This window comes from Micromonospora sp. NPDC048898, assembly GCF_043198035.1.
GTDB lineage: Bacteria > Actinomycetota > Actinomycetes > Mycobacteriales > Micromonosporaceae > Micromonospora.
On record NZ_JBICUF010000005.1, the window covers coordinates 224,089 to 246,956 of the forward strand.

Annotated in this window: 24 protein-coding genes; 8 read left to right on the forward strand and 16 right to left on the reverse strand. The window is 72.9% G+C overall.

Annotated elements, in window-relative coordinates; translation table 11 throughout:
- Positions 1 to 5 precede the first annotated feature (5 nt).
- The 4 genes from ACGFIQ_RS16735 (at position 6) to ACGFIQ_RS16750 (ending at position 3,869) form a co-directional block, all read left to right on the forward strand.
- Positions 6 to 1,052 (forward strand): RDD family protein, encoded by a 1,047-nt coding sequence (locus tag ACGFIQ_RS16735; protein ID WP_393244397.1) that lies wholly within the window; start codon positions 6 to 8, stop codon positions 1,050 to 1,052.
- Complete coding sequence (gene hisC, locus ACGFIQ_RS16740; protein WP_393244399.1) at positions 1,049 to 2,152, forward strand: histidinol-phosphate transaminase; 1,104 nt, start codon at positions 1,049 to 1,051, stop codon at positions 2,150 to 2,152. Before ACGFIQ_RS16735 ends, hisC begins: the two co-directional genes overlap by 4 nt.
- 120 nt (positions 2,153 to 2,272) lie before the next feature.
- The gene (locus ACGFIQ_RS16745) at positions 2,273 to 2,827 is read left to right on the forward strand and encodes a hypothetical protein (protein WP_393244401.1); all 555 of its coding nucleotides are present in this window, start codon (positions 2,273 to 2,275) and stop codon (positions 2,825 to 2,827) included.
- Between the two features lie 160 nt (positions 2,828 to 2,987).
- A complete protein-coding gene (locus tag ACGFIQ_RS16750; protein WP_393244403.1) occupies positions 2,988 to 3,869 on the forward strand; it encodes a hypothetical protein in 882 nt (293 codons plus the stop codon).
- Positions 3,870 to 4,043: 174 nt separating this feature from the next.
- Here the strand turns inward: ACGFIQ_RS16750 and ACGFIQ_RS16755 are convergent, their stop codons facing one another.
- From ACGFIQ_RS16755 to ACGFIQ_RS16790, 8 genes are all read right to left on the reverse strand, one after another.
- Positions 4,044 to 4,439 (reverse strand): LPXTG cell wall anchor domain-containing protein, encoded by a 396-nt coding sequence (locus tag ACGFIQ_RS16755; RefSeq protein WP_393244405.1) that lies wholly within the window; start codon positions 4,437 to 4,439, stop codon positions 4,044 to 4,046.
- Between the two features lie 101 nt (positions 4,440 to 4,540).
- Positions 4,541 to 5,797, reverse strand: coding sequence for a PQQ-binding-like beta-propeller repeat protein (locus tag ACGFIQ_RS16760; protein ID WP_393244407.1), 1,257 nt, complete (start codon positions 5,795 to 5,797; stop codon positions 4,541 to 4,543).
- Between the two features lie 102 nt (positions 5,798 to 5,899).
- Positions 5,900 to 6,379 (reverse strand): SRPBCC family protein, encoded by a 480-nt coding sequence (locus ACGFIQ_RS16765; RefSeq protein WP_393244409.1) that lies wholly within the window; start codon positions 6,377 to 6,379, stop codon positions 5,900 to 5,902.
- 89 nt (positions 6,380 to 6,468) lie between these two features.
- Positions 6,469 to 8,298, reverse strand: a complete 1,830-nt coding sequence (locus tag ACGFIQ_RS16770; protein WP_393244411.1) for a helix-turn-helix domain-containing protein — start codon at positions 8,296 to 8,298, stop codon at positions 6,469 to 6,471.
- A 220-nt stretch (positions 8,299 to 8,518) separates the two neighbouring features.
- A complete protein-coding gene (locus ACGFIQ_RS16775; protein ID WP_393244413.1) occupies positions 8,519 to 9,274 on the reverse strand; it encodes a hypothetical protein in 756 nt (251 codons plus the stop codon).
- 150 nt (positions 9,275 to 9,424) lie between these two features.
- The gene (locus ACGFIQ_RS16780) at positions 9,425 to 9,634 is read right to left on the reverse strand and encodes a DUF397 domain-containing protein (protein WP_393244415.1); all 210 of its coding nucleotides are present in this window, start codon (positions 9,632 to 9,634) and stop codon (positions 9,425 to 9,427) included.
- A gap of 286 nt (positions 9,635 to 9,920) precedes the next feature.
- Positions 9,921 to 11,117 (reverse strand): fumarylacetoacetase, encoded by a 1,197-nt coding sequence (gene fahA, locus ACGFIQ_RS16785; protein WP_393244417.1) that lies wholly within the window; start codon positions 11,115 to 11,117, stop codon positions 9,921 to 9,923.
- Complete coding sequence (locus ACGFIQ_RS16790) at positions 11,114 to 11,983, reverse strand: hypothetical protein (RefSeq protein ID WP_393244419.1); 870 nt, start codon at positions 11,981 to 11,983, stop codon at positions 11,114 to 11,116. The genes fahA and ACGFIQ_RS16790 overlap by 4 nt, the downstream gene beginning before the upstream one ends.
- A 94-nt stretch (positions 11,984 to 12,077) precedes the next feature.
- On the opposite strand from ACGFIQ_RS16790, the gene ACGFIQ_RS16795 reads away from it, so the two are divergent.
- Positions 12,078 to 13,244 (forward strand): homogentisate 1,2-dioxygenase, encoded by a 1,167-nt coding sequence (locus tag ACGFIQ_RS16795; protein ID WP_393244421.1) that lies wholly within the window; start codon positions 12,078 to 12,080, stop codon positions 13,242 to 13,244.
- 151 nt (positions 13,245 to 13,395) lie between these two features.
- Here the strand turns inward: ACGFIQ_RS16795 and ACGFIQ_RS16800 are convergent, their stop codons facing one another.
- The 4 genes from ACGFIQ_RS16800 to ACGFIQ_RS16815 are packed head-to-tail and all read right to left on the reverse strand — an operon-like array spanning position 13,396 to position 16,170.
- Positions 13,396 to 14,424 carry a tetratricopeptide repeat protein gene (locus tag ACGFIQ_RS16800; protein ID WP_393244423.1) on the reverse strand — a complete coding sequence of 343 codons (1,029 nt, stop codon included), beginning with the start codon at positions 14,422 to 14,424 and terminating at the stop codon, positions 13,396 to 13,398.
- A 10-nt stretch (positions 14,425 to 14,434) separates the two neighbouring features.
- A complete protein-coding gene (ispF, locus tag ACGFIQ_RS16805) occupies positions 14,435 to 14,917 on the reverse strand; it encodes a 2-C-methyl-D-erythritol 2,4-cyclodiphosphate synthase (protein ID WP_393244425.1) in 483 nt (160 codons plus the stop codon).
- Between the two features lie 16 nt (positions 14,918 to 14,933).
- Entirely contained in the window at positions 14,934 to 15,629 is a 696-nt protein-coding gene (gene ispD / locus ACGFIQ_RS16810) for a 2-C-methyl-D-erythritol 4-phosphate cytidylyltransferase (RefSeq protein ID WP_393244427.1), read from the reverse strand.
- 55 nt (positions 15,630 to 15,684) lie between these two features.
- Positions 15,685 to 16,170, reverse strand: a complete 486-nt coding sequence (locus tag ACGFIQ_RS16815) for a CarD family transcriptional regulator (protein ID WP_007073334.1) — start codon at positions 16,168 to 16,170, stop codon at positions 15,685 to 15,687.
- 327 nt (positions 16,171 to 16,497) lie between these two features.
- On the opposite strand from ACGFIQ_RS16815, the gene ACGFIQ_RS16820 reads away from it, so the two are divergent.
- Positions 16,498 to 17,184, forward strand: a complete 687-nt coding sequence (locus ACGFIQ_RS16820) for a hypothetical protein (protein WP_393244429.1) — start codon at positions 16,498 to 16,500, stop codon at positions 17,182 to 17,184.
- Between the two features lie 18 nt (positions 17,185 to 17,202).
- On the opposite strand, the gene ACGFIQ_RS16825 is transcribed toward ACGFIQ_RS16820, so the two are convergent.
- The 4 genes from ACGFIQ_RS16825 to ACGFIQ_RS16840 form a co-directional block, all read right to left on the reverse strand.
- Positions 17,203 to 17,832 (reverse strand): hypothetical protein, encoded by a 630-nt coding sequence (locus ACGFIQ_RS16825; RefSeq protein ID WP_393244431.1) that lies wholly within the window; start codon positions 17,830 to 17,832, stop codon positions 17,203 to 17,205.
- A 32-nt stretch (positions 17,833 to 17,864) separates the two neighbouring features.
- Positions 17,865 to 18,914 (reverse strand): type III polyketide synthase, encoded by a 1,050-nt coding sequence (locus ACGFIQ_RS16830; protein ID WP_393244433.1) that lies wholly within the window; start codon positions 18,912 to 18,914, stop codon positions 17,865 to 17,867.
- A gap of 94 nt (positions 18,915 to 19,008) precedes the next feature.
- Positions 19,009 to 20,175, reverse strand: coding sequence for an acyl-CoA dehydrogenase family protein (locus ACGFIQ_RS16835; protein ID WP_393244435.1), 1,167 nt, complete (start codon positions 20,173 to 20,175; stop codon positions 19,009 to 19,011).
- 42 nt (positions 20,176 to 20,217) lie between these two features.
- Positions 20,218 to 20,988 (reverse strand): methyltransferase domain-containing protein, encoded by a 771-nt coding sequence (locus ACGFIQ_RS16840; RefSeq protein WP_393244437.1) that lies wholly within the window; start codon positions 20,986 to 20,988, stop codon positions 20,218 to 20,220.
- 46 nt (positions 20,989 to 21,034) lie between these two features.
- Between ACGFIQ_RS16840 and ACGFIQ_RS16845 the strand changes: the two genes are divergently transcribed.
- Positions 21,035 to 21,874 (forward strand): UbiA family prenyltransferase, encoded by an 840-nt coding sequence (locus ACGFIQ_RS16845; protein ID WP_393244439.1) that lies wholly within the window; start codon positions 21,035 to 21,037, stop codon positions 21,872 to 21,874.
- Positions 21,875 to 22,014: 140 nt separating this feature from the next.
- Entirely contained in the window at positions 22,015 to 22,806 is a 792-nt protein-coding gene (locus ACGFIQ_RS16850) for a hypothetical protein (protein WP_393244441.1), read from the forward strand.
- The last annotated feature ends 62 nt before the right edge of the window (positions 22,807 to 22,868 follow it).

Here is a 22,868-nt window from a genome sequence, read left to right on the forward strand (position 1 = left end):
ACGGCGTGAGCGTTCAGCCCGGCTGGTATGTCGACCCGGCCGACAGGGAGACCCAGCGTTACTGGGACGGCGAGGGTTGGCTCGGTGCGCCCATCCCCGCCGACGCCACCCCGCCGGACGGTCCTCCGCCGGTCGAGCCGCCGCCCGCGCCGGTCACCTCGGCCGCGCCCGCCGCGGCGGGCACCTCGGGCCCGGGAACCGTCGCGCCTGGCGGGCCGCCGCAGCAGGGCCCACCACCGGGGTACGGCCCGCCGCCCGGACAGGGCCCAGGCTGGGGTCCGCAGGGCGGTCCGCCGGCCTGGGGTCCGCAGGGTGGTCCGCCGGCCTGGGCGCCTCCGGGTGGCCAACCGGGCTCGGCACCCCTGCCCGGGCAACCGGGTTGGGTGCCCCCGCCCGGGCAACCAGGTTGGGCACCGCCGCCCGGTCACCCGGGTTGGTCGATGCGGCTGCCCGAGCCACGACCGCACGGCCTCCGGCTGGCCGGTTACGGCCGCCGGTTCGTTGCTCGGCTCATCGACTTCGGCCTGCTCTTCGCACTGAACATCGTGGCGAACGGCTGGTTCGTCTGGCGCTGGGTGCAGGAGTGGACCCCGTACTGGCAGGAGATCTTCCGGCGGGCGGCCCGGGGTGACACCTCCGCCGAGGGCCTGCCGTTGCCCGACCAGCAGGCCAACTCGCTCCTGGTGGTGATCCTGCTGGTCGCCACCGCGCTCTGGCTGGCGTACGAGGTGCCCGCCATGGCCGCTGGTGGGCAGACGGTCGGCAAGCGGGTGATGCGGATCCGGGCGGTGCCGACCGCCGCCGACCAGCCGCTGGGCATGGGCCGGGCACTGGGCCGGTGGAGCCTGCTGGGCCTGCCGACTCTGTTGTGGTACTGCGCCGGGATCGGCCTGGTGGTGCAACTTGTCGACGCCCTCTCGCCACTCTTCGACCACCCGCTGCGCCAGGCGCTGCACGACAAGCGCGCGCAGACGGTGGTCGTCGAGGTTCCCCACCCCACCGGACCCGCCCCCTCGAACGACCGCAACCACCCCCCGGGAGACACCCCATGACCGACTCCGGACGTCACCAGCCGGCGCTGCGGCTGACCCGCGCCGACCTGGACACGCTGCCCAACTACGTGCCGGGGCGCAGTCCCGCCGACCTGGCTCGGGAGTTGGGCCTGCCGGAGGCCATCAAGCTGGCCAGCAACGAGGTGCCGTACGGGCCGCTACCCGGCGTGGTGGAGGCGGTCACCGAGGCGATCAGCACCTCGCACCGCTACCCGGACATGGGCGTGGTGGCGCTGCGGGACGCGCTGGCCGAGCGGTACGGGGTGGACGCCGACCGGATCGCCACCGGCTGCGGGTCGGTGGCGCTGGCCGAGCACCTGGTGCGGGCCACCTGCCTGCCCGGCGACGAGGTGCTCTACTCGTGGCGGTCCTTCGAGGCGTACCCGATCATCGTGGCGACCAGCGGCGCGACGAGCGTGCGGCTGCCCAACGACGCCGGGCACGGGCACGACCTGGCGGCGATGGCCGCGGCGGTGACCGACCGGACCCGGGTGATCTTCGTCTGCAACCCGAACAACCCCACCGGCACCGCGGTACGCCGGGCCGACCTGGACCGGTTCCTCGACGCGGTGCCGGACGACGTGCTGGTGGTGATCGACGAGGCGTACCGGGAGTTCGTCACCGACGCGGAGGTGCCGGACGGGCTGGACTACCTGGACCGGCCCAACGTCGCGGTGCTGCGCACCCTGTCCAAGGCGTGGGGGCTCGCCGGGCTGCGGATGGGCTGGCTGGTCGCCCAGCCGGTGGTGGCCGCGGCCATCCGCAAGGTGGCGACCCCGTTCTCCAGCAGCACGGCGGCCCAGGCCGGGGCGCTCGCCGCGCTGGCACAGGCGACGGAGATGGAGCGTCGCTGCGCCCTTGTCGTCGCCGAGCGGGACCGGGTCACCGAGGCGCTGCGCAAGTTCGTGCCCGAGGTGCCGACGAGCCAGGCCAACTTCGTCTGGCTGCCGCTGGGCGAGCGGGCGGTGGCGTTCGGCAAGGCGTGCGAGGCGCGCGGGGTGATCGTGCGGCCGTTTGCCGGGGACGGGGTTCGGGTCACCATCGGCACCCCGGCCGAGAACGACGCGTTCCTAGCCGCGGCGGAGTCCGCACTGAAGTGACCCGGATCGGGCCATAAGTTCCGTTTGTCCAGTTCCATCCCGCTAACTGCCCTATCTTCCGAAGTAGCCGGCTGTGTCGGGGAATCACGCCGGCTCACTTCGAGAACGGGGTAACAAACAGTGCGTACTGCCAAGATCTGCCTCACCGGAGCGGCCGCCGCCGCGATGGTCGGCTTCCTCGCCGCACCGGCCGTCGCCGCGCCGACCGACACCACCACCGTCACCTTCGAGGTGGCGGCGGGCACCCTCGACATCGACGCGCCGGCCACCGCCGACCTGGGCAGCGGTGCGCCCGGCAGCACCATCACCGGCCAGCTCGGCCCGGTCACGGTCGACGACTCCCGGGGTGCGGCGGACGCCTCCTGGGTGGCCACGGTGACGGCCTCCGTCTTCCAGACCGGCGGCGGCACTCCCGCCGAGACGGTCCTGCCGGGGGAGATCGACTACTGGTCGGGCCCCGCCACCGCGACCACCGGCACCGGCACCTTCACACCCGGGCAGGCGAACGCCGGCGCAGCGGAGCCGCTGGACAGCGTCACGCCGGTGACGGCGTTCACCCACGCCGGTGGCACCGGTGGTAACACCGCGACCTGGAACCCGACGCTGATCGTCAACGTGCCGCTGGACAGCATCGCGGGCGTCTACACCGGGACGGTGACGCATTCGGTGGCCTAGCCGCCACGGCCGGTCGACCGTCGCGGTCGCGCTGGCGCTGCTCAGCCTCGCCGGTCCGGGTCTGTCGACCCGGGCCGGCGCGGTCGAGCCGGACGCCGACGACCGCCTCGGAATCCGGCTGCTGGAGGCACCCACCAACCGGCGCGACGACCCCCGGGCGTTGCGCTACATCGTCGATCACCTCCCGCCGGGCACCACCATCAAGCGGAAACTGCTGATCAGCAACCGCACCGACGAGACTCGCCGCATCGACGTGTATCCGGCGGCGGCGACCGTGGAAGGGTCCGAGTTCAAGTTCGGCGAGGGCCGCGCGGCCAACGAGCTGACCTCGTGGATCACCCTCGACAAGTCCGTCGTGGAGGTGGATCCGTGGGGCGAGGCCCGGGTCCTGGCCACCATCGTGGTGCCGCGGGCCGCATCCCGCGGCGAGCGGTACGGGGTGATCTGGGCGTCCGCCACCTCGGCGCCCCGCTCCGACGGGGAGGTCACCCAGATCCACCGGGTCGGCGTCCGGATGTATCTCGACATCGGGCCCGGGGGCGAGCCGGTCTCCGACTTCTCGATCGGTGAGCTTCGACCGGCCCGCAGCGCCGAGGGCGTGCCCTCGGTGACCGCCCAGGTCACCAACACCGGCGGTCGGGCCATCGACCTGACCGGCTCGGTCGCCCTCAGCGACGGGCCGGCCGGCAGCCGAGCCGGCCCATTCGACGTCGGGCAGGGCGTCACGCTGCCGCCGGGCGGCTCGGGGCAGGTCATCGCCCGGCTACCGGCCGAGCTGCCGAACGGGCCCTGGAAGATCGAGGTGAACCTGCAGAGCGGGATGGTCAAGCGCAGCATCACCGCGCAGATCGAGTTTCCCGACGCGGGTCAGGTCGGCAAGCGGGGCAGCGTCATCTCCCGGATGACGTCCGCCTGGACCGTGGCGGCGGCCGTCGCGGGCCTCCTGCTCATCGCCGGCCTCGTGATGCTGGCCCGTCGATCCCGGCGGTCCACCCAGCCCCCCACCGGCCGTCCACGGGAGCGGGTCTCGGCCGGACACTGACGCCACGCCGGCGGCCGCGCGACGAATCGGCCGCCGGCGGCGGGCTTGCGTCAGCCGCCGACGGGCCTCCGCAAGCCGTCGGGGCCGTAGCCTCCGTAAGCTGTCGGCGGGACGCACCCGACAGGCCCGCCCCCCGGCGGCGGGCTTGCGTCAGTCGCCGACGGCCGGCGTACGTCACACGCGCCGCCAACGACGGGCGGCGAGCCCACCGACGATCAGCAGGAGCACGCCCAGCCCGACGAGCAGCAACGTCGACCCGCCGGAACCGGTGACCGGCAGTTGACCGTGGCTGGGCGTGGGCTGGGGTGGTGCCGGCGTGGGTTGCGTCGGCGTGGGCGCGGGCTGCGTGGGAGTGGGCGTGGGCGGCGCGGGTTGTGTGGGCGTGGGCGTCGGCGACGCCGGCAGGATCTCGAAGGTGACGCCGGTGCCCGCCGACGGCGCCGCCCGGACGGCAGCGAACCCGCGCGCCGAGGCGGGATCCGCGCCCAGCACCGGCGGAACCGCCAGCGCGAGGCTCGCGGCGGCGGCCAGTGCGCCGCCCACGAGGTAGTTGGCTGCTGTCCTGCCCATGCGCCGACCCCTTTCCGAGGAAACCTGAACCGTGAAAAACATACCCTTTACCGACAAAAGGTATGGACGGTTCGCTTCCTCGGGCGCCGAAGACGCCACGATCAGGTGGCGGCCAGGATCACCGCTTCCGACGTCAGGTAATAGCGCTTGTCGTCGCCGTCGGGGTCCACCGGCCTGCGGAGCCGTTCCACCGCGACGAAGCCGCCCCCGACCCCCACCGCCCCGGGCGCCCAGCCCGTCCCGTCCCGTCCGACGTTGAGCGAGAAGCGGGACAGTTGCCCACCGGTCGCCGGGTCCAGCGTCACCAGGTCGTTGGCTTCGGTCAGCAGGTGCACCCGGCCGGGCTGCGCGGCCAGCACCCGTACCGCACCGAGATCGGCCGACCGCCACAGCTCCGCGCCCGTACGCGCCGACCGACCCACCGCCACGCCGTCGAGCACCACGACTGCCTGTTCACCCACCACCGCGGCCCCGGCCGGATCGAGTGCGGGGGCGGCGACCGGCTCGCCGACGCCCAGCAGCCATCCCCGGCCGGCCGCGTCGCCCGGTCCAGCGGTGCGCAGGGCCGGGCAGTCCGACCGGCCGGTACGACAACCGAGCGGAGTCACCACCAACTCGTCCGCCCCACCCGGCGGTCGCCACCGTTCGCGTACCGCACCCGTCGCCGCGTCCCGGAACTCGACAGTGGCCGGGCCGGCGCACCGGTCCAGGCCGATCAGCTGCCCGGCGGCGGTGGTGCCGACGTCACCGCGGCAACCGCCGGGCAGGTCGACCCGCCACAGCTGCCGACCGCCGCGCATCTCGACCCCGCGCGCCTCGGCGTCTCCGCTGGCCACCACCACCGTGCGACCGTCCGGAAGGTCGGTGAGGTGCAGCCCGCTCGGGTCCCAGACGGTGGCCGCACCGGTACGCCGTACCACCGCAGCGCTCTTCACGGGCTCCGGGCCGTCGGCCCTCCAGAGCACCCGACCGGTCGGCGCGTCGAGCGCGACAAGTCGACCGTCGGACCAACGGCTCACCACCGTGCTGCCGCTGGCCACCACCCCGGTCAACTCCGCCGGCCAGCGCCGGTACGACCAGTACGGGGTGGTCCGGTACCGCCAGTCCACCGGCCGGTCGGCGTAGACCTGGCGGTGCGCGGCGTACACCCGCAGTCTGCCGTCCACGATCAACGGGGCGACCGGCAGTCGACCGACCACGCCGGCGGCCGGCTGGGCCGCGGGCGGATAGTCGGCTCGGGCCACCGTGCTCACCTCGGCCGGCGCGAGCACCCGGTAACCGATGACCACGACGGCCACTGTCGCGAGCAGCGCCACGACCGCCATCGCGAGCCGTCGTCGGCCCCTCGGGATCCCCATGCCGCACCTCCGTCCGGCACCCTACCCAGGGGAACCGGCCGGACCCCGCGCAGGTCACGGCGACCACGTGCGCAGGTGCGGGCGGAAGGTGGCCGGCCGCGCTCAGGCGGCTTCGACGGAGCCGGCACCGGCCGCGACGGCCAGGTCGGCGAGGTCGCGCCGGAGTGCCACCTCGACCGCCCGCGCGGCGAGGTGGCCGAGCAACAGCGCCACCACCCGGCCGTACGGAGCGGTCGGCACTGCCTCGTGGGTGACGGTGACCGCCGTACAACCTCGACGGCGACGCCTGACCTGTCGCAAACTCCAGGTGATCCGGTAATCCACGCCGGCACCGGAGGAGCAGAGCACCAGCCGGTGTGGGGCCTGTGTCTCCACCACCAGGAACTCTTCGGTCAACGTGCCGCCGTCGGGCTGGGCGCGCTCCTCACGCCAGGCGGTGCCCGGCCCGAACGGACCCGGGGTGAGCACCTCGATCGGGCCGGCGGCGGTCAGCCGGACCGCGCGGCCGGGCAGGTCGGTCAGCAGACACCAGACATCGACAGCGTCCGCCTCGATGAACCTGGTAACCGCCACCGTCGACATGCCAGCCTCCCGTGTCCCAGACGGTACGCGGAGTAAGCGCCAGCCGTGGCCCCCGGAACGAATTTTCCACAGGTGCGGACCGGCGGGCGCTACGGCTTGAAGAGAAACACCTGCACGTTGTCGTTGAAACAGGACACCTGGGCGACGGCGGTGCCCACCGTTCGGCCACCGTCGAGCGGGCCGATGCACATCTTCGGTGCGGTCGCGGCGTGCAGCCGGTAACCCTGGCCCGCGTTCGTCTGAACCGGTTCGAGGATGAACCGCTGATCCGGACGATCGCAGTAGCCGCGCGGTGCCAGCAACTGCCCGTGGGCGGTCGATGGTTCGCCGTTCGGGTCGGGGTCGACCTGCAGGCATCCGCCACCGCCGGACGGGCGCGCCCAGTAGATCTGGTACGTGTTCGCCGCCACCTTCCGCAGCTCGCTGGCGGCGGGCTCGGCCCCGGCACACGAGACGATCACGGCCACCTCCGGCCGGTCGTTCCCCGGTTCCGGGCCCACGCCCACGCAGTTCGACCCACCGTCGGTGGCCGCCGGCATCATGCGGTACGTCCCGGCCGCCGGCAGCGCGGCGGCGGCCGGCTTCGTCGGCGACGCCTTGGGTGACCTCGGCGCCCTGGTCGTGGGCGCCGGGACGACGATGATCGACGGAGCGCTGGGGCTGGCTGTCCTCCCGCCGCGATCCTTCGACTGCAGTTGCCCCCCGTCGTCCTGGGCGACTGTCGGCCCCGCCCGCACACCTGCCGGACCGTCACCCCGGTTGGCATCGCGGAGCGCCCGGACCGCCACGCCGACGGCTACCAGTACCAGCAGGACGACCATCGCGCCGAGGAGCACACGCGTCGACCAGCCGGCCCGAAAGGCCAGCGGCGGCACGAAGTCGCGCAGCCGCAGCGGTGCGACGGCCACCCCGTCGGCCTCCGCGACCCGCTTGCGGTGCAGCCCCGACCAGGCGCCGTCGCGCCGGTTCCGCACCGCCGTGGCCAGCGGTCCCTCGGCGTACGCGTGGACACGCGACGGCCGATCCTCGGTCGGGACGGACTCGCCCGGGGCCGGCTCGGGCGGCGCGCCAGCCAGGTCGGATCGTGCGTCAGCCGGCTCGGGCCGCGCGTCAGCGGGCTCGGACCGCGCCTCAGCCGACTCGGACCGCATCGCAACCGAGTCGGGCCGCGCGGCGGCCAGTTCGGGCCCTCGGGGCGATGCGGCGGGTTGGGGCGGGGCGGCGGCCAGTTCGGGCGGCGCGGCGGCCAGTTCGGACCGCGTTGCGGCCGGCTCGGGCCCTCGGGGCGACGCGGCGGGTTGGGGCGGGGCGGACGAATCCGGCGCGGCCCCGTATCGGTGCGGCTTGTCGACGGCGGCGGCCGGCTCGTCGCTTGTCGACCCGGCGACAGCCGACCCGCTGGTCACCGTTTCGCCGTTGTTCGGCTCGTCGCCGGTCGTCGTCTCCCACGGCTGCTCGCCGCCGCGTTCCCAGTCGGTCACCTGGGACAGTTCGGCCGGCAGGGGCGGTACCGCGTCGAGCAACCCCCACGGCGGGCGGACCCTCGGCTCGTCGGCGATCGAGCTGGCACCGGCCCTCCCCGCGGCGGCGACGGTGGCGACCGGCTCGGGCTGACCTGCTGCGGCCGCGGCGAGTCCCTTGCGCACCGTGATCCAGGCGTCCACCGTGTCCTGATCGCCGCCGCACGCCCGGACGAAGGCCGCGACCAGTTCCTCCCTCGGCAGGGTGGCCCGGCCCAACGCCGTGTTCAGCGTGCTGTGCGGCAGCACGTCGCCGGCCTCCTGCGCCTTCCTCGTCACCTGCCGAATCGTCAGTCCGGACCACTGACGGAGCGCGCGCAGCTGGGCCACGAACTCGGCCGCCGAGCCGGCGGCCTGTGGGTCAGGCGCCCCACCGGCGGTGGACTGCTCGTTCGCCATCGACAGTTCCTCCCCCGCGTTGCGGCAGCCCGACACGCCTGCTGGGCATTCGTGCGCCGACTCCGCTCGATGCCGACCGGGCCAGGTCGACAGTGGACGACCCACCGCCCGGCCGGTTGAGCATGGCCGGGCGGTGGGAACGTTTCAAGTCGGTACGGCTGATGATCAGGCCGGAGAGTCGGCGCGGGTCACCTGAGCGAAGCCCTCGGCGGTGCGCCGACTAGTAGGTGAAGCACTTGTTGTGCCCGGGGTCGTACGCGAGGATCTTGTTGTAGACCTTTGAGCAACTGCCCTTCTTCGTGATGGTCTGCCAGGACGAGAAGGTGCACGCACGCAGGTCACCGCAGTGCTTGTAGCGGTAGGAGCTGGCCCCGGCCAGCCAACCGCGGACGTTGCTGCAGTTCGTCAACTGCTTGTAGACGTACTCGCCGCCCCCGGAACGGAACTGCACGTACGTGTCGCCCGGCTTCGAGTTGCGGGTCGCCCACAGCCAGCCCGACGTCTTCTGCCACTGGAACGTGCGGCGCGGGTTGTACCGCTTGTATCCGTGCCCTTCGCACGGCCGGGCCTTCGCGCCGGCGGCGGCCCGATCGGCGGTGACCTCGTTGCCCTGGGCCAGTTCGCCACTGTCCTCGGCGGCCTGGTCGGAGTCGGCGGCGGCGTCGCTGCCCTCGGCCAGTTCGCTGCCGTCGGCGCCGGCCTGGTCGGCGGTGACCTCGTCGCCCTCGGTCAGTTCGCCGCTGGATCGTTCGCCACTTGACCGTTCGGCGATGGCCCGTTCGGCGGTGCCGTCGTTGCCCTGGTCCGACGTGTCACTGGAGCCTTCGGCTGCCGGCTGGATGACCTGCACGCGACTCTTGGCGGCGTTGGCGTTGTCACCCGAGCCGGTCACCAGGGCGAGGATCACGCTGAGCGCGGCGAGCAGGGAGATGATGCCGAGGATTGCGTTTCGTGTGTTGGGGCGAATTCCGCCCACAACCGAATGGGTTCTCATGTCCTCCAGACCAGCTGTACGAACTGGTCTCGGCAAGCGATCCGCCGTCTGGGACAGTCCCGGACCACCACCGGGACAGGCCCTGGACGACAGTTCGGCACCGGTCGTCGCCGACCGGTGCCGAAACGCCTGTCAGCGCTCGAAACGACCGACTCGAATCGCGCCGATGAACGCCGTCCACCCAGGCGGGCTGACCGCGAGTGTGGGGCCGGCCTGGTCCTTGGAGTCGCGGATAGCGACCAGACCATGGACGTCGACCAGGTTGTCTGCCACTTCCACGCAGAGCCCTTGGTCGTTGGAGCGGCTGCTGGTACGCCAGACCGCGCCCGTGAGTTCGTGCATCGTCCTTACCTCCGTCTGCGATGGGCCCCACCGCCGCTGGCAACCAGGAGGGTGGCCCGGACCGTGCGGCGAGGCGACGTATCCGGACGATCAACGGATCAACCAGGGCCGGCGGTCGCACAGTCGGTGCGACCACGGGTCCCATGCACGAGACGGGCGGAACGAGCCCGTTCAACGGGCCGATCGGAACGAGCCCGCTCAGCGGGCCGGACGGAAGCGGGCCGGACGGTAGCGGGCCGAACGGAAGCGGGCCGGACGGTAGCGGGCCGAACGGAAGCGGGCCTACTCAGCGGGCCGGATGGACCGTGCCGGTGACCTCGCCCAGGGCGATGGTGGTGCCGTCCGGGCCGGGAGCGGTGGCGGTGATGGTCACCGTGTCGCCGTCGGCGAGGAAGGTGCGGCTCTCGTCGCCCACCGCGACCGGCTCCGCTCCACCCCAGGTCAGCTCCAGGAACGAGCCGACCTGCGACCGGTCCGGGCCGGACACGGTGCCGGAGGCGTACAGGTCGCCGGTGCGCAGTGCCGCGCCGTTGACGGTGAGGTGGGCCAACTGCTGTGCCGGCGTCCAGTACATGGTGGCGAACGGCGGCTCGCTGACCAGTGCGCCGTTCCACTCCACCGCCAGCCGGAGGTCCAGGCCCAGGTGCGGCACGTCGCGCAGGTAGTCGACCACCGGCGGGTCCTGGTCGGGGGCCGGTACGAAGGCGTCGCCGAGCGCGTCCAGCGGCGTGACCCAGGCCGAGACCGAGGTGGCGAACGACTTGCCGAGGAACGGGCCGAGCGGCTGGTACTCCCATGCCTGGATGTCCCGAGCGGACCAGTCGTTGACGAGCACCACCCCGAAGACGTGGTCGGCGAAGTCGTCGACGGACACCCGGTTGCCCAGCTCGCTCGGTACGCCCACCACGAAGCCGACCTCGGCCTCGATGTCGAGGCGTACCGACGGGCCGGTGACCGGGCCCTCGGCGGCGGCCCGCTGGCCGGTCGGCCGGGTCACCGGCGTGCCGGAGACGACCACCGTGCCGGCCCGCCCGTGGTAGCCGATCGGCAGGTGCTTCCAGTTGGGCAGCAGCGCCGGCTGACCGGGACGGAAGATCTGCCCGACGTTCGACGCGTGGTGCTCGGAGGAGTAGAAGTCGACGTAGTCGGCCACCTCGATCGGGAGCAACAGCTCCACGTCGTCGAGGGGCACCAGCATCGGCTCCACGTCGGCCCGGTGCGTCGGGTCGGTCAACAGCTCGGTGATCCGCTGCCGCACCGCGACCCACTGCGGACGGCCCAACGCCATGAACTCGTTCAGGGTGGGCCGGCACAACGCACCGGCGGCCAGCACCAGCTCCGCGGCCTCCGCCGCGGCCAGGTCGAACACCCACGACCCGATCCGTACGCCGATCCGAGGCCCGCCCCCGTCGCGCCGGAAGACCCCGTACGGCAGGTTCGTCACCCCGTACGGCGAACCGTCAACGCCGGTCACCCAGGTCATGCGTCGTAGCCCCCGTTCACCAGCCCCAGCCGGATCAGATCGGTAAGTGGTTCCAGGATGCTGCACGAGCCGAAGCCGACCCAGAGCGGGCGGGGTTCGTGCAGCCGTGCGGTGGCGCGTTCCAACAGGGGGCGCGGGTCGAGCGCGGTCAGCAGCTCGGCGACCCGGCTCACGCCCGCGCCGTCGGCGGCGGCCAGCGTCGCGGCCAGCACGTTGGCGTACCCGTGGTGGGTGAACCCGGTCTCCGGGTCGAGGTGCCGGACGGCCTGGTGCAGCCCGGCGGTGAGCTTGAACGGCAGGTCCCGGTCCCGGCAGGCGCAGATCACCGTGGCCAACTCGGTCGGGGTGGGGAAGAGCTCGGCGGCCAGGCCGCCGGTGCGGAACTTGGCGGCGATCGGCACGCCGTCGGCGCGGGCGGCGGTGAGCGCGTCCAGAGCGCCCATCAGGCCGAAGGTCAACGGAAGCTCGGCGTACACGGTCTCCACGCCCGGCATGGTGTCGATCAGCCGCAGCAGCTCGGCGACGCCGGGCAGCGGGTCCGCACCGCGCTTGGCGACCGCCACCTCGACCTGACGCGCGGTCACACTGTCCGGTGCCAGGACCGAGAGCGCGAACGGCAGGTTTCCGATCCCGGTGTCACCGATCAGCCCGATCACCAGGCCCGCACCCGGGTCGACCAGAGCACTCAGCTCGCCGGCCGCGACTGTCGAGGCGGGGATCAGCAGCGGGCCGACCAGGTCCGCGTACCAGGCGGCGCGGTGCTGCCGGTGGGCAGCCAGGGCGTCGGGCAGCGCGGCGCTGCCCGGAGGGAAGACGGCAGCGTCGTCCACCAGGCCATCGAGGAGTACGGGCAGCTGCGTTGACACGGAACAAGAATGTACGGGACGCTACGAGGAACGGACAACAGCGTCCGATTATCGGACGCCTCCGGCCGGTGAACGGGACATATCGGGAGGCGAGATGCCGTATTACCGCAGCGTCGGCGAGGTGCCGCGCAAGCGCCACACCCAGTTCCGGCAGCCCGACGGCAGCCTCTACGCCGAGGAGTTGATGGGCCAGGAGGGCTTCTCCTCCGACTCGTCCCTGCTCTACCACCGGCACGCGCCCACCGCGATCCTGGCCGCCGACGAGTTCACCCCGCCCGCGTTCACCCGGGCACCGAACCTGCCGCTCAAGCCCCGCCACCTGCGCACCCACAAGCTGGACACCGGCGGCGCCGACCCGATCCTCGGCCGGCAGTACCTGCTCGCCAACGACGACGTCCGAATCGGGTACGTGCTCGCCGACCGGCCCTCGCCGCTGTTCCGCGACGCCACCGGCGACCACTGCCTCTACGTCGAGTCGGGCACCCTGCGGGTCGAGTCCCCGTTCGGGGCGCTGGACGCGGTCACCGGCGACTACGTCGTCATCCCCACCTCGACCATCCACCGGCTGGTGCCCACCGGTGACGAGCCGGTCCGGCTGCTCGCCGTCGAGGCGACCGGGCACATCGGCCCACCCAAGCGCTACCTCTCCGTCCGCGGCCAGTTCCTGGAGCACTCGCCCTACTGCGAGCGCGACGTCCGCGGCCCCGATGCCCCGCTGCTCGTCGACGGCGAGGAGGTCGAGGTGCTGGTCCGGCACCGGCGCGGGTGGACCCGCTACGTCTACGCCAACCACCCGTTCGACGTGGTCGGCTGGGACGGGCACCTCTACCCGTGGGCCTTCTCCATCCACGACTTCGAGCCGATCACCGGCCGCATCCACCAGCCCCCGCCGGTGCACCAGACCTTCCAGGGCCCCAACTTCGTCATCTGCTCGTTCGTGCCCCGCAAGGTCGACTACCACCCGGACTCGATCCCGGTGCCGTACAACCACCACAACGTCGACTCCGACGAGATGCTCTTCTACACCGGCGGCAACTACGAGGCCCGCCGCGGCTCCGGCATCGAACAGGGCTCGATCTCGCTGCACCCGTCCGGGTTCACCCACGGACCGCAGCCTGGTGCCGCCGAGCGTTCCATCGGGGCCGACTACTTCGACGAACTGGCCGTCATGGTCGACACGTTCCGCCCGTTGGACCTCTGCGACGCCGCCAACACCTGCGAAGACGAGGCCTACGCCTGGACCTGGGCGCGTTCTGTGTAGTCGCCCTTTGGGGTTTCGCCGGAGCCCACCCGCTCTGGGCGGTCAGGCTTGATCCCGACGCGGGCGGGCTCCGGCGAAACCCCTGACCTGGTCGAGCTACGCGACGCTGGTGATCTTTTGGGTTACGCCGGAGGTTGGGGCCGGAGGTGGGTTAGCGGATTGCGGTTCTGGTGAAGATGGCGAACTCGGCTACCGCCGTGGCGACGATGGTCAGCACCAGGGGCCACGGGGAGCCGACCACCGCGTAGACCAGCAGCAGCAGCGGCGCGGCGGCCACGGCGTAGATCGCCAGGGCCATCGCCCGGTCCGAGTGCAGCAGGGCGGGCAGGACTGTCCGGGTCAGTCCCGGCAGCCGGGCCGCGAGCTGCCAGACGACGATTCCGCCGGTAAGCGCGGCGAGGACCGCCAGGACGCGGGAGAACCCGTCGTTCCCCGCCGTCGTGAACGCGACGAGCACCGCCGCCACCAGCGACCAGCCCGCGCCGTAGAGCACCAGGCGGTGCAACCCGTACGCGAGGGTCCGTGGCGAGTCGATCCGGCTCGGGCTGATCGTCACCGCCTCGGCCACGTGTGCCAACGCCTCCGACCAACGGCGCTGCTCCAGCCGCAGGACACCCACGTCGTGGGCGGCATCGGTGAGACGTGGGTCGAGCCGCAGCGCCTCCCGGTAGGCCCGCTCGGCCAGGTCGAACAGGTCCAGGCGGGCGGCGACCAGACTGAGCACGAGGTGCGCCTGCGGCTCCTCCGGGGCCAGTTCGACGCCACGCCAGGCCGCGTTCAACGCCGGTTGGCCGTTACGGGCGTCCGCCAGGATCGCCGCCGCGCTCCGCTGGGCGTACGCGTCGGCCGGGCCGAGGGCGAGGATCCGATCCGCGGTGGCCGCCGACTCGGAATACCGGTCCAGGTCGGCCAGCGCCATGGCCCTGGCGACCAGCGGCGGGAGGGACTCCGGTGCGGCTGCTACGGCCCGGTCCGCGGCGGTGAGTGCCTCGGCTGGGCGGCCGGCGGCCAGGTGCACCCGGGCCAGCATGGTGAGGGCGTCCACGTCGTCCGGCTGGAGGGCCAGCCCGTAGGTCAGCTCCCCGGCCGCCTCGTCGTGGCGGCCGAGTTCGGCGAGAAGTTGGGCCCGCTGGACGTAGCCGTCGGCGGCGGACTGGTCGGGGGCCGGGTCGCTGGACATCGCGGCGAGCTTAGGCGGCCGGCGCGTCGTACACCAGGGCCACCGCGATGCCGGTGAGCCCTTCCTCGCGGCCGGTGAAGCCAAGCCCGTCGGTGGTCGCGGCGGAGAGGGTGACCGGAGCACCGACGGCGGTGGACAGCACCTCCTGTGCCTCCGCACGACGCTTGCCGATCTTGGGGCGGTTGCCGACGACCTGCACCGACACGTTGCCGATCTCCAGGCCGGTGGCCCGCACCCGGCGGGCCGTCTCGGTGAGCAGGGCCACCCCGGACGCGCCGGCCCACTCCGGCTGGTCCACCCCGAAGGCGGAGCCGAGATCACCGAGACCGGCGGCGGAGAGCAGCGCGTTGCAGGCGGCGTGCGCGGCCACATCGGCGTCCGAGTGCCCGGCGAGGCCGTCCTGGTCGGGCCAGAACAGGCCCGCGACCCAGCAGGGCCGGCCAGGCTCGAACGCGTGCACGTCGGTGCCGATGGCCACCCGGGGAACGATCACGAGCAGAGAGTACGCGTCAGGCGGAGGCGGCAAGCAGGTGCTCGGCCAGCGCCAGGTCGAACGGCCGGGTGATTTTCAGGGCGTACTCCGAACCCGGCACGCAGCTCACCGCGACGCCCTGCTTCTCGACAAGCCCGGCGTCGTCGGTGAGGGGGTCGCCGGCCGCGGCGTGCGCGGCACTGAGCACGGACCGGCGGAAACCCTGCGGGGTCTGCACCGCGCGCAGGGCGGAACGGTCGACGGTGCCGAGCACCACCTCGTCGGCACCGACCTCCTTGATCGTGTCGACGACCGGCAGCACCGGGATCACCGCGGCCCGTCCGTCGCGGACCGCCGCCGCGACAGACTCGACGAGCTCGGGTGGGGTGAGCGCGCGGGCGGCGTCATGCACCAGGACGATCGTCGGGCCGGCAGGCACCGCGGCCAGCGCGGCGGCAACCGACGCCTGTCGTTCCGCACCGCCCGCGACGACGATCACCGGCGCGACCGGGGCCAGCAACTCGCGGACGGCCTGCACCTCGGCGACCGGTGCGGCCACCACGATCGTGTGCACCGACGGTGCGGCGGCCAGTCGACGCACGGCGTGCACCAACAGCGGCTCGCCGGCGAGCAGGCGCAGCGCCTTGGGTCGGCCGGGGCCGAGGCGTACACCGGCACCCGCCGCAGGCACGAGGACCGCGACGTCACCGCGCGGGTTGAGCTGCGCGGTCACGTCGCGGTCCTCGGTGGTTTCTTCGCTCGGTAGTGGGAAGACGATGCTGTGCGGACTAGGCCTCGGTCAGGACCTTGTCGAGCAGCGTCTCCGCCTCATCCTTGGTGCTCTTCTCGGCCAGCGCGACCTCGCCGACGAGAATGTCGCGGGCCTTGGCAAGCATCCGCTTCTCGCCCGCGGAGAGGCCCCGCTCCCGCTCCCGGCGCCACAGGTCACGCACGACCTCGGCGACCTTCAGCGGATTGCCGGAGGCCAGCTTTTCCAAGTTGGCCTTGTAACGCCGCGACCAGTTGGTCGGCTCCTCGGTGTGCGGAGCCCGCAGAACGTCGAAGACCTTGCCGAGGCCCTCTTCGCCGACAACCTCACGAACGCCCACGATCTCGGCGTTCTCGGCCGGCACCCGGACCGTCAGGTCACCCTGCGCGACCCTCAGGACGAGGTATTGCTTAGGCTCGCCCTTGATGACCCGAGTCTCGATTGCCTCGATGAGTGCGGCCCCGTGGTGGGGGTAAACAACGGTCTCGCCGACACTGAAAACCATAGGTTCGAAACCCCTTTCGCTGTGTCTAGGGTAACACGCTCAGGCACCGATGTCTCACCGATGTCCTGACCGTTGGCGCAGCTCAGGGGCCCTGTGAGAGGTCTTGCTTCAGCTTGACAGGCGGTCAAACCGATGGTTCAAACACGCTCCGTAACGTGCGGATGACTGCCCGGCACGGATTAACAGAACGTCGAGATCAAGGGCAATGCGCTCCTCCCATGGTATCCCGGCCAGCGGGAATGCGCCCAGGTGTAGCGGGAGGTGCCCCTGGTGCGCGACCCTGGAGGCCGAGCCGCACTCCGCTCTCGAGACCCTCCAGGAGGTCCGATGGGCAAGCCGGATGCCGAGGGCCACGGGCCGACCGAGGGCCTGCCCGGCCTGCCGCCCGAGTGGGGCCGCGTCGTGGTCCCCGACGACGCCTCGGCGCTCGCCGGCGAGGCCGCCCAGGTGCGTCGCGAGCTGCGCCGCGCCGCCGGCCACCGCCCCGGGCACCTCGCCCTGCCACTGCTGGTGCTGGTGGTCGCGGTGCTCACCACGATGGCCGGCCTCCTCGCCGTCGCCTGGCCACGCGCCAGCCGGGGCACCGACCGCCCGACCCCGGCCCCATACTCGCCTCCCGCGACCGTCGCCGGCCGCGCACTGCCCGCGCTGGACCTGGTCGACGCCGCCCAGGAACCGGTGCCGCTCCGCGGCCTGCTGCCCGCCATGATCATCCTGGTGGACGGTTGCCCCTGTCCCGAGCGGATCGGCGAGGCCGTGACGGCAGCGCCGGCCGGAGTCGTGGTGATCACCGTGGCCGGCGGGCGGACGGTCGCGACCCCGCCACCCGACGGCAGGGGCGTCCGGGCACTGGCCGACCCCGCCGGCGGGCTGCGGTCGTTCCTGGGCCAACCGGCCCGCCCCGGCACCCTGACCGCGCTGCTCGTCGACCGCGACGGTGTGGTGACCCGGGTGTTGCCCGACCTGGGGACCGTCGACTCCTACCGCAGCGACCTGAGCACCCTCGCCGGCTGACGCGGCACGCCCCACCGGTTAACGGGGCAGGCCGACGAGTTGCGCCTCGACATCGATCTCGCGCACCCCGACCGTCGACAGCGACACCCGGAACGGCCTGCCGTGCGGGAGCACCTCGGTGGTGGTGATGGTGCCGTCGCAGTCGATCTCGGACGGCCCCGCCAACTCGCCGCCGAAGACCGTCACCGACAGGTTGCCCGGCCTGGTGCACCGGTACTGCAGCAGGTAGCGGGAGTCACCGCCGCCCGCCTGCCGGACGACGCGCTGCCCCGGCACGAGCACCGTCCGCTCCCGCCAGATCGTCTCGCGGAACGAGGGCAGCTCACCCCGGAAGAAGAGCCAGCTCGGATCGCCCTCGATGTCGATGATCTTGCCGTTGGCCGGGTCGACCACCGCCCGCGGGGCATCCACCGCCCGGACGACCGCCTCTCCATCGACCCGCGCGGTCAGCTCACCACCCCGGACCAGGGCGCGATCCAACGGCGTGCTGACGCTGGGGCCCACGGCAGGTGCGGTCGTCGCACCAGCCGGCTCGGCCACCGGGGAGGGCGCGGCCGAACGCCACCACCAGCCACCGGCGACCAGGACGGCCACCGTCGCACCGAACAGCACCGCCGAGCGCAGCCGCTCCTCCGCCGTCACATCCACCCGTCCAGCGTAACGCCGCAGGTGGCGGAGATTCAGTCCTGTCGATCGAGCAGGGCAGCGTACAGGGTGAGGCCGGGGCCGAAGGCCAGCATGACGACCCGCCGAGCCGGCGGCGTCGAACGGCCCAACCGGTCCAGGATCAGCAACACGGTCGGCGACGAACAGTTGCCGTGCTCGTCGAGCGTCGCCCGGGACGCCGCCAACCCCTCCGGAGGAAGGGCCAACTCCCGCTCCACCACGTTGAGGATCCGCGGACCGCCCGGGTGCACCGCCCAACCGTCCACGTCGGAGCTGGTGACACCGTGCCGGGCCAGCAACTCGTCGACCAACCCACGGACGTGCCTCGAGAGCACCTGCGGCACCTTCGGCGACAATCCCATCCGGAAGCCGGCATCGGTGACGTCCCAGGTCATGTGGTCGGCGGTCGAGGTGTCGGTGACCGAGGTGACCTCGCGTAACGCGTACCCCCGGCCACCGGGGACGACCACGGCGGCGACCGCGGCGTCCGAGAAGAGCGCGTGGGAGACGATCTGCTGGGTGTCCACCCGGGCGCTGGACGGCTGGATGTGCAGGCTGGTCAACTCCGCGCACAGCAGCAGTGCCGGCCGCCCCCGCGCGGTGACGAAGTCGCTCGCCGCACCGAGCCCCGGCAGGGCGGCGTAACAGCCCATGTGGCCGATGAACATCCGCTGGGTGTCCGCAGCCATGCCGAGGTCCCGGGCGAGCAGGATGTCCAACCCGGGCGTGGCGTAGCCGGTGCAGGAGCAGACGATGAACAGACCAATGTCACAGGCGCCCAGCCCGGCGGCGGTCAGCGCACGACCCACCGCCTCCTTGCCCAACGGCAGCGCCTCCACCTGGTAGCGGCGCATCCGGCGCTCGGTCGGCCAGTCCGAGACGTCCTCCAACAGCGGGTTGACCGCCGCCTGGCGCCGGGTCACCCCGGAGTTCGCGAAGATCCGCTCGGCCAACGACCGGGTGGTGCCGGTGAAGTGCCGGGAGAAGAAGCCCTCCCACAACTCGTCCTGCGAAGCGGACGGCGGCTGCGCAGCCCCGAGCCCCGCGATCACTGGTACGGACACGATCCCCACCTCTCGTCAGATGCTGTCCTCCCCCTGGCCGTCCCACCAGCCACCTCGGCTGGCCGTTCTTTCCTGCGAGCCTCGTGCGGTCGGCTCACCAACGCGGCGCCGATCCGTCACGATCCGGGTCGCCGCCCAACGCGGCGATGCCGAGCCAGTCGGCGCAGACGTCCGACGTGGCGGGGTGCAGTGAGCCGCAGCGGGCATCCCGGTAGAGCCGCTCCAACGGGTGACCACGGCGGGTAGCCGAGGTGCCCGCCGCCTCCAGCACCGACGCGGCCACCTCCGCAGCCGTGGTGCCAGCGAGTAACTTCGCCCGCCACACCCAGCGGTTGGTCTCCTCGTCGCCCGGTGCCTCGTCCACCCGACGGGCCGCCTCGGCGACCACCAGTTGGGCGGCAGCGGTCGTGGCGTCCGCTCGCCCCAGTCGGGCCCGCACCGCCGGCAGACCGGCCAGCCGGCGCTCGTTGAGATGCTCGACCGCCGCGTCGATCGCCGCCCGGGCGACCCCCACGTAGACAGCCGCGTAACTGGCCACCAGCCAGTGCGGCATCAGCTGGGCCACCACCAACGCCAGACCCTCGACCCCGCCGAGCAGCCGGTCCGTGGGCACCGTGACGTCCAGGTGCAGATCGTGTGAGGAGGTGGCCCGCATGCCGAGGGCGTCCCAGGTCGACTCGACGGTCAGCCCGTCGCCGGCCGGCACCAGGAACTGCGAGACCACCGACTGGTCGGCCGCGCTGCGCGCCGCCACCAGGTAGCCGTCGGCGTGCCCGGCACCGGAACAGAAGGTCTTGCTGCCCTTGAGATGCCAGCCCTCGTCGGTCGCCTCGTAGACCGTGCTCAGTTGGGACAGCCGGGCGCCGGCGCCACGCTCGCTCATCGCGACCGCGTACCAGGAGCCACCCGCGGCGGCGGTGAGCAGCCGGTCCCGGGCGGCCAGCGCCTCGTCCGGCACGCCCAACGCCTCGGCCAACTCCTCGGTGACCGCACCCAGCGCGCCGGTCACCGAGGCGTGCATGTTGAACACCAGGGCGGTCGCCCCGTTGCCCCGGGCAAGCTCAGTGGCCACTGCGGTGTACTCGGCGAAGGTCGCTCCCATGCCTCCCAGCGCGCGAGGCACCAGCAATCCGAACAGGCCGGCCTCCCGCAGATCACGGAAGTCGTCCACCGGAAAGGAACCGTCCCGGTCGTGCTGGGCCGCCCGCGCGGCGAACCGGGGCGCCAACCGGCGGGCCGCCTCAAGCGCGTGCACCGTCATCTCGTCTCCTCCACTCCAGTGCCGTACCCCGCCACGGCCCGACTATCCGTTTCGGACCCCCCAGCCCTGGTAGAGCACGGCAGTGGACCGGGTGGGCACGATGCGCGGAACGGGACCGGTCGGCGTCGCACCCGACCGGCTCGCGCGGGCGCGCCGCAGCAGCCAGGCGACCAGGCCGCCCGCCTGCGGGCGGACGCCGCGCACCCGCAGGTCGACGCCGTGTCGAGCACACTCGGCGACCAACGCCCCGGCATCCACGAACAACCGTGGATCGTGGATGCCGCGCGGCACCGTCGGCATCCGCTCGGCGATCCGGACCGCGACGAGCCGGGCCAGCGCCGTGTCGTTCAGCGTGTCCAGCACCAGCAGGCCGCCCGGGCGCAGCAGCCGGCACGCCTCGGCGACCACGCGCGGCCAGGCCGGCACGTGCTCCAGCAACTCGCCAGCGGAGACCACGTCGGCGCAGCCGGCCGGGAGCGGCACGGCTGTCGCGTCACCCTGGACGACGCGCACCCCGTGCTCGGCCGCCTGGACCAGCGCCGAGTGGGTCAGATCCACACCGACGTGGCGGTAACCCTTGCCGGTCAGGTGCGGCGCGAGCAGGCCGGCACCGCAGCCCAGGTCCACGAGCAACGCGTCGGGGCGGGTCGCCGGTGGCACCAGCGCCGCGCGGGCCTCGGCAAGCCAGTGCAGCATCGCGAACGCGCCATCCGGCCGCCACCACTCACCGGCCAGGTCGTCGTACTGGCGCGGGTCGTTACGCGGCAACACCCTCGGGCCGGCGGGCGCCGCGGCCGCAGCCACGTCTCGCATGGCACCGAGCGTGGCACGACTGCTCGGTAACGACCAGACTTCCCTTATGTCGTCGAGGGTGTTAGGGCTGGTCAGAGCGAGCCATCCAGAACCGGCCGCGGCGGTGACCACGGTCGCCGGTCTGTTGGCGTGGGGAGTGGGCCACCGGGCGTCCGGAATCATCTCGGTGGTGCTCGCCGTGCTGGCCAGTCAGCTCGCCGTCGGGTGGACCAACGACGCACTGGACGCCGAGCGGGACGCCACTGTGGGGCGTACCGACAAACCGGTCGCCGCCGGCGCGGTCGGCCGGCGCGCCACGGCCTGGGCGGCGGGGGCGGCCGCGGTCGCCTGCCCGCTGCTGGCGCTGACCACGAACCCGACGGCGGCGTTCTGGCTGACCGTCGCCCTGGTCTCCGCGCTGCTCTACGACTGGCCGCTCAAGGCCACCGCCTTCTCGGTGCTGCCGTACGCCGTCTCGTTCGGCGCCCTGCCCGCCTTCGTGGTGCTGGCGCTGCCCGGCCAGCCGGCCCCACCGCTCTGGTTGGTGACGGCGGCGGCCTGTCTGGGAGCCGGGGCGCACTTCGCCAACGTGCTGCCCGACCTGGCCGACGACGCCCGGACCGGGGTGCGCGGCCTGCCCCACCGGCTGGGCGCCGCCGGCAGCCGGGCGGCGGCGGCCGGCCTGCTGCTCGCGGCGACCGCGACCCTGGTCCTCGGACCACCCGGGCCGCCGTCGGCCATCGGGCTGGCGGCGGTCGGCACGGCCGCCGTGGTGCCGGCACTGAGCTGGTACGCCGGACGCTCGGCGGTCCGGGCAGGCCGGCGGCCGGTGGCGGCCTTCCGCGCGGTGATGCTGGTGGCCCTGATCGACGTGGTCCTGCTGGTGGCGAGCGGTCGGGTGGTGTGAGCGGCACCCGGCCAGGTGGCATTGCCGGGTCCGCGTGCGGGCCTCGATCAGCCCCAACTACCCTGGAGCGCGGTCTGCGCGGGTATGGCCACCGTGCCCGGCATGCGGTCCGGGTGGGGATTGTGACGAGGAGGACCGACGTGACGCGCTCGATCAGGGGATCCCGGCGGGCGGCCCTGTTGCTGTCCGGGATTGCGGCAACCGGCCTGCTGGCGTCCGGATGCGGCACCGGTCAGATCGCCGAGACCGCGTTGAAGGAGCCGTCGGTCCAGGGCGTCAACCTCACGACCAACGATGGTTCCCTCTCCGTCCGGGGCCTGCTGGTGCACTACCCGGGCACCGAGGGCTACAAGGCCGGCCAGGACGCTCCGCTGGACGCCGTGATCTACAACGACTCCAAGGAGACGGTCACGGTCACCATCACCACCGAGGGCGCTCGCGAGGTGCGGATCAGCGGCGGCTCAGCGTCCGCGTCGGCCAGCGCGTCCGCCTCGGCCAGCGAGTCGCCGTCCGGCAGCGCGTCGCCGTCCGGTTCACAGAGCCCGTCGGTGTCCACGTCCCGCCCGGCCAGCCCGTCGGCCACCCCGTCCGAGACCGGGTCGTCCTCGGCCACGCCGTCCGCTCCGGAGTCGGCGCGGGCGTCGGGCTCGGCCAGCCCCGCGGCCCCCGGGGAGCTGGCCCGCATCGAGCTGGCTCCGCTGAGCTACCTCCAGCTCAACTCCGAGGCCACCTCGCAGCTCCGGCTGATCGGTCTGACCGAGGCGTTGCGCTCCGGTCAGAACGTCTCGGTGACCTTCGACTTCGGCAACGGCAACAAGTTGACCGGCCAGGCGCCGATCGCGGTGCCGCTCACCCCGGCCGCACCCCCCTCGCCGATCATCGAGCGCGAGGGCGGCTACGAGGGCGACGAGGGCGGCACGACCCACGAGTGACACGACCTCCGCATCGACAGACGCCCCGGCGTGGTGACCACCACGCCGGGGTGTTTTCGTCG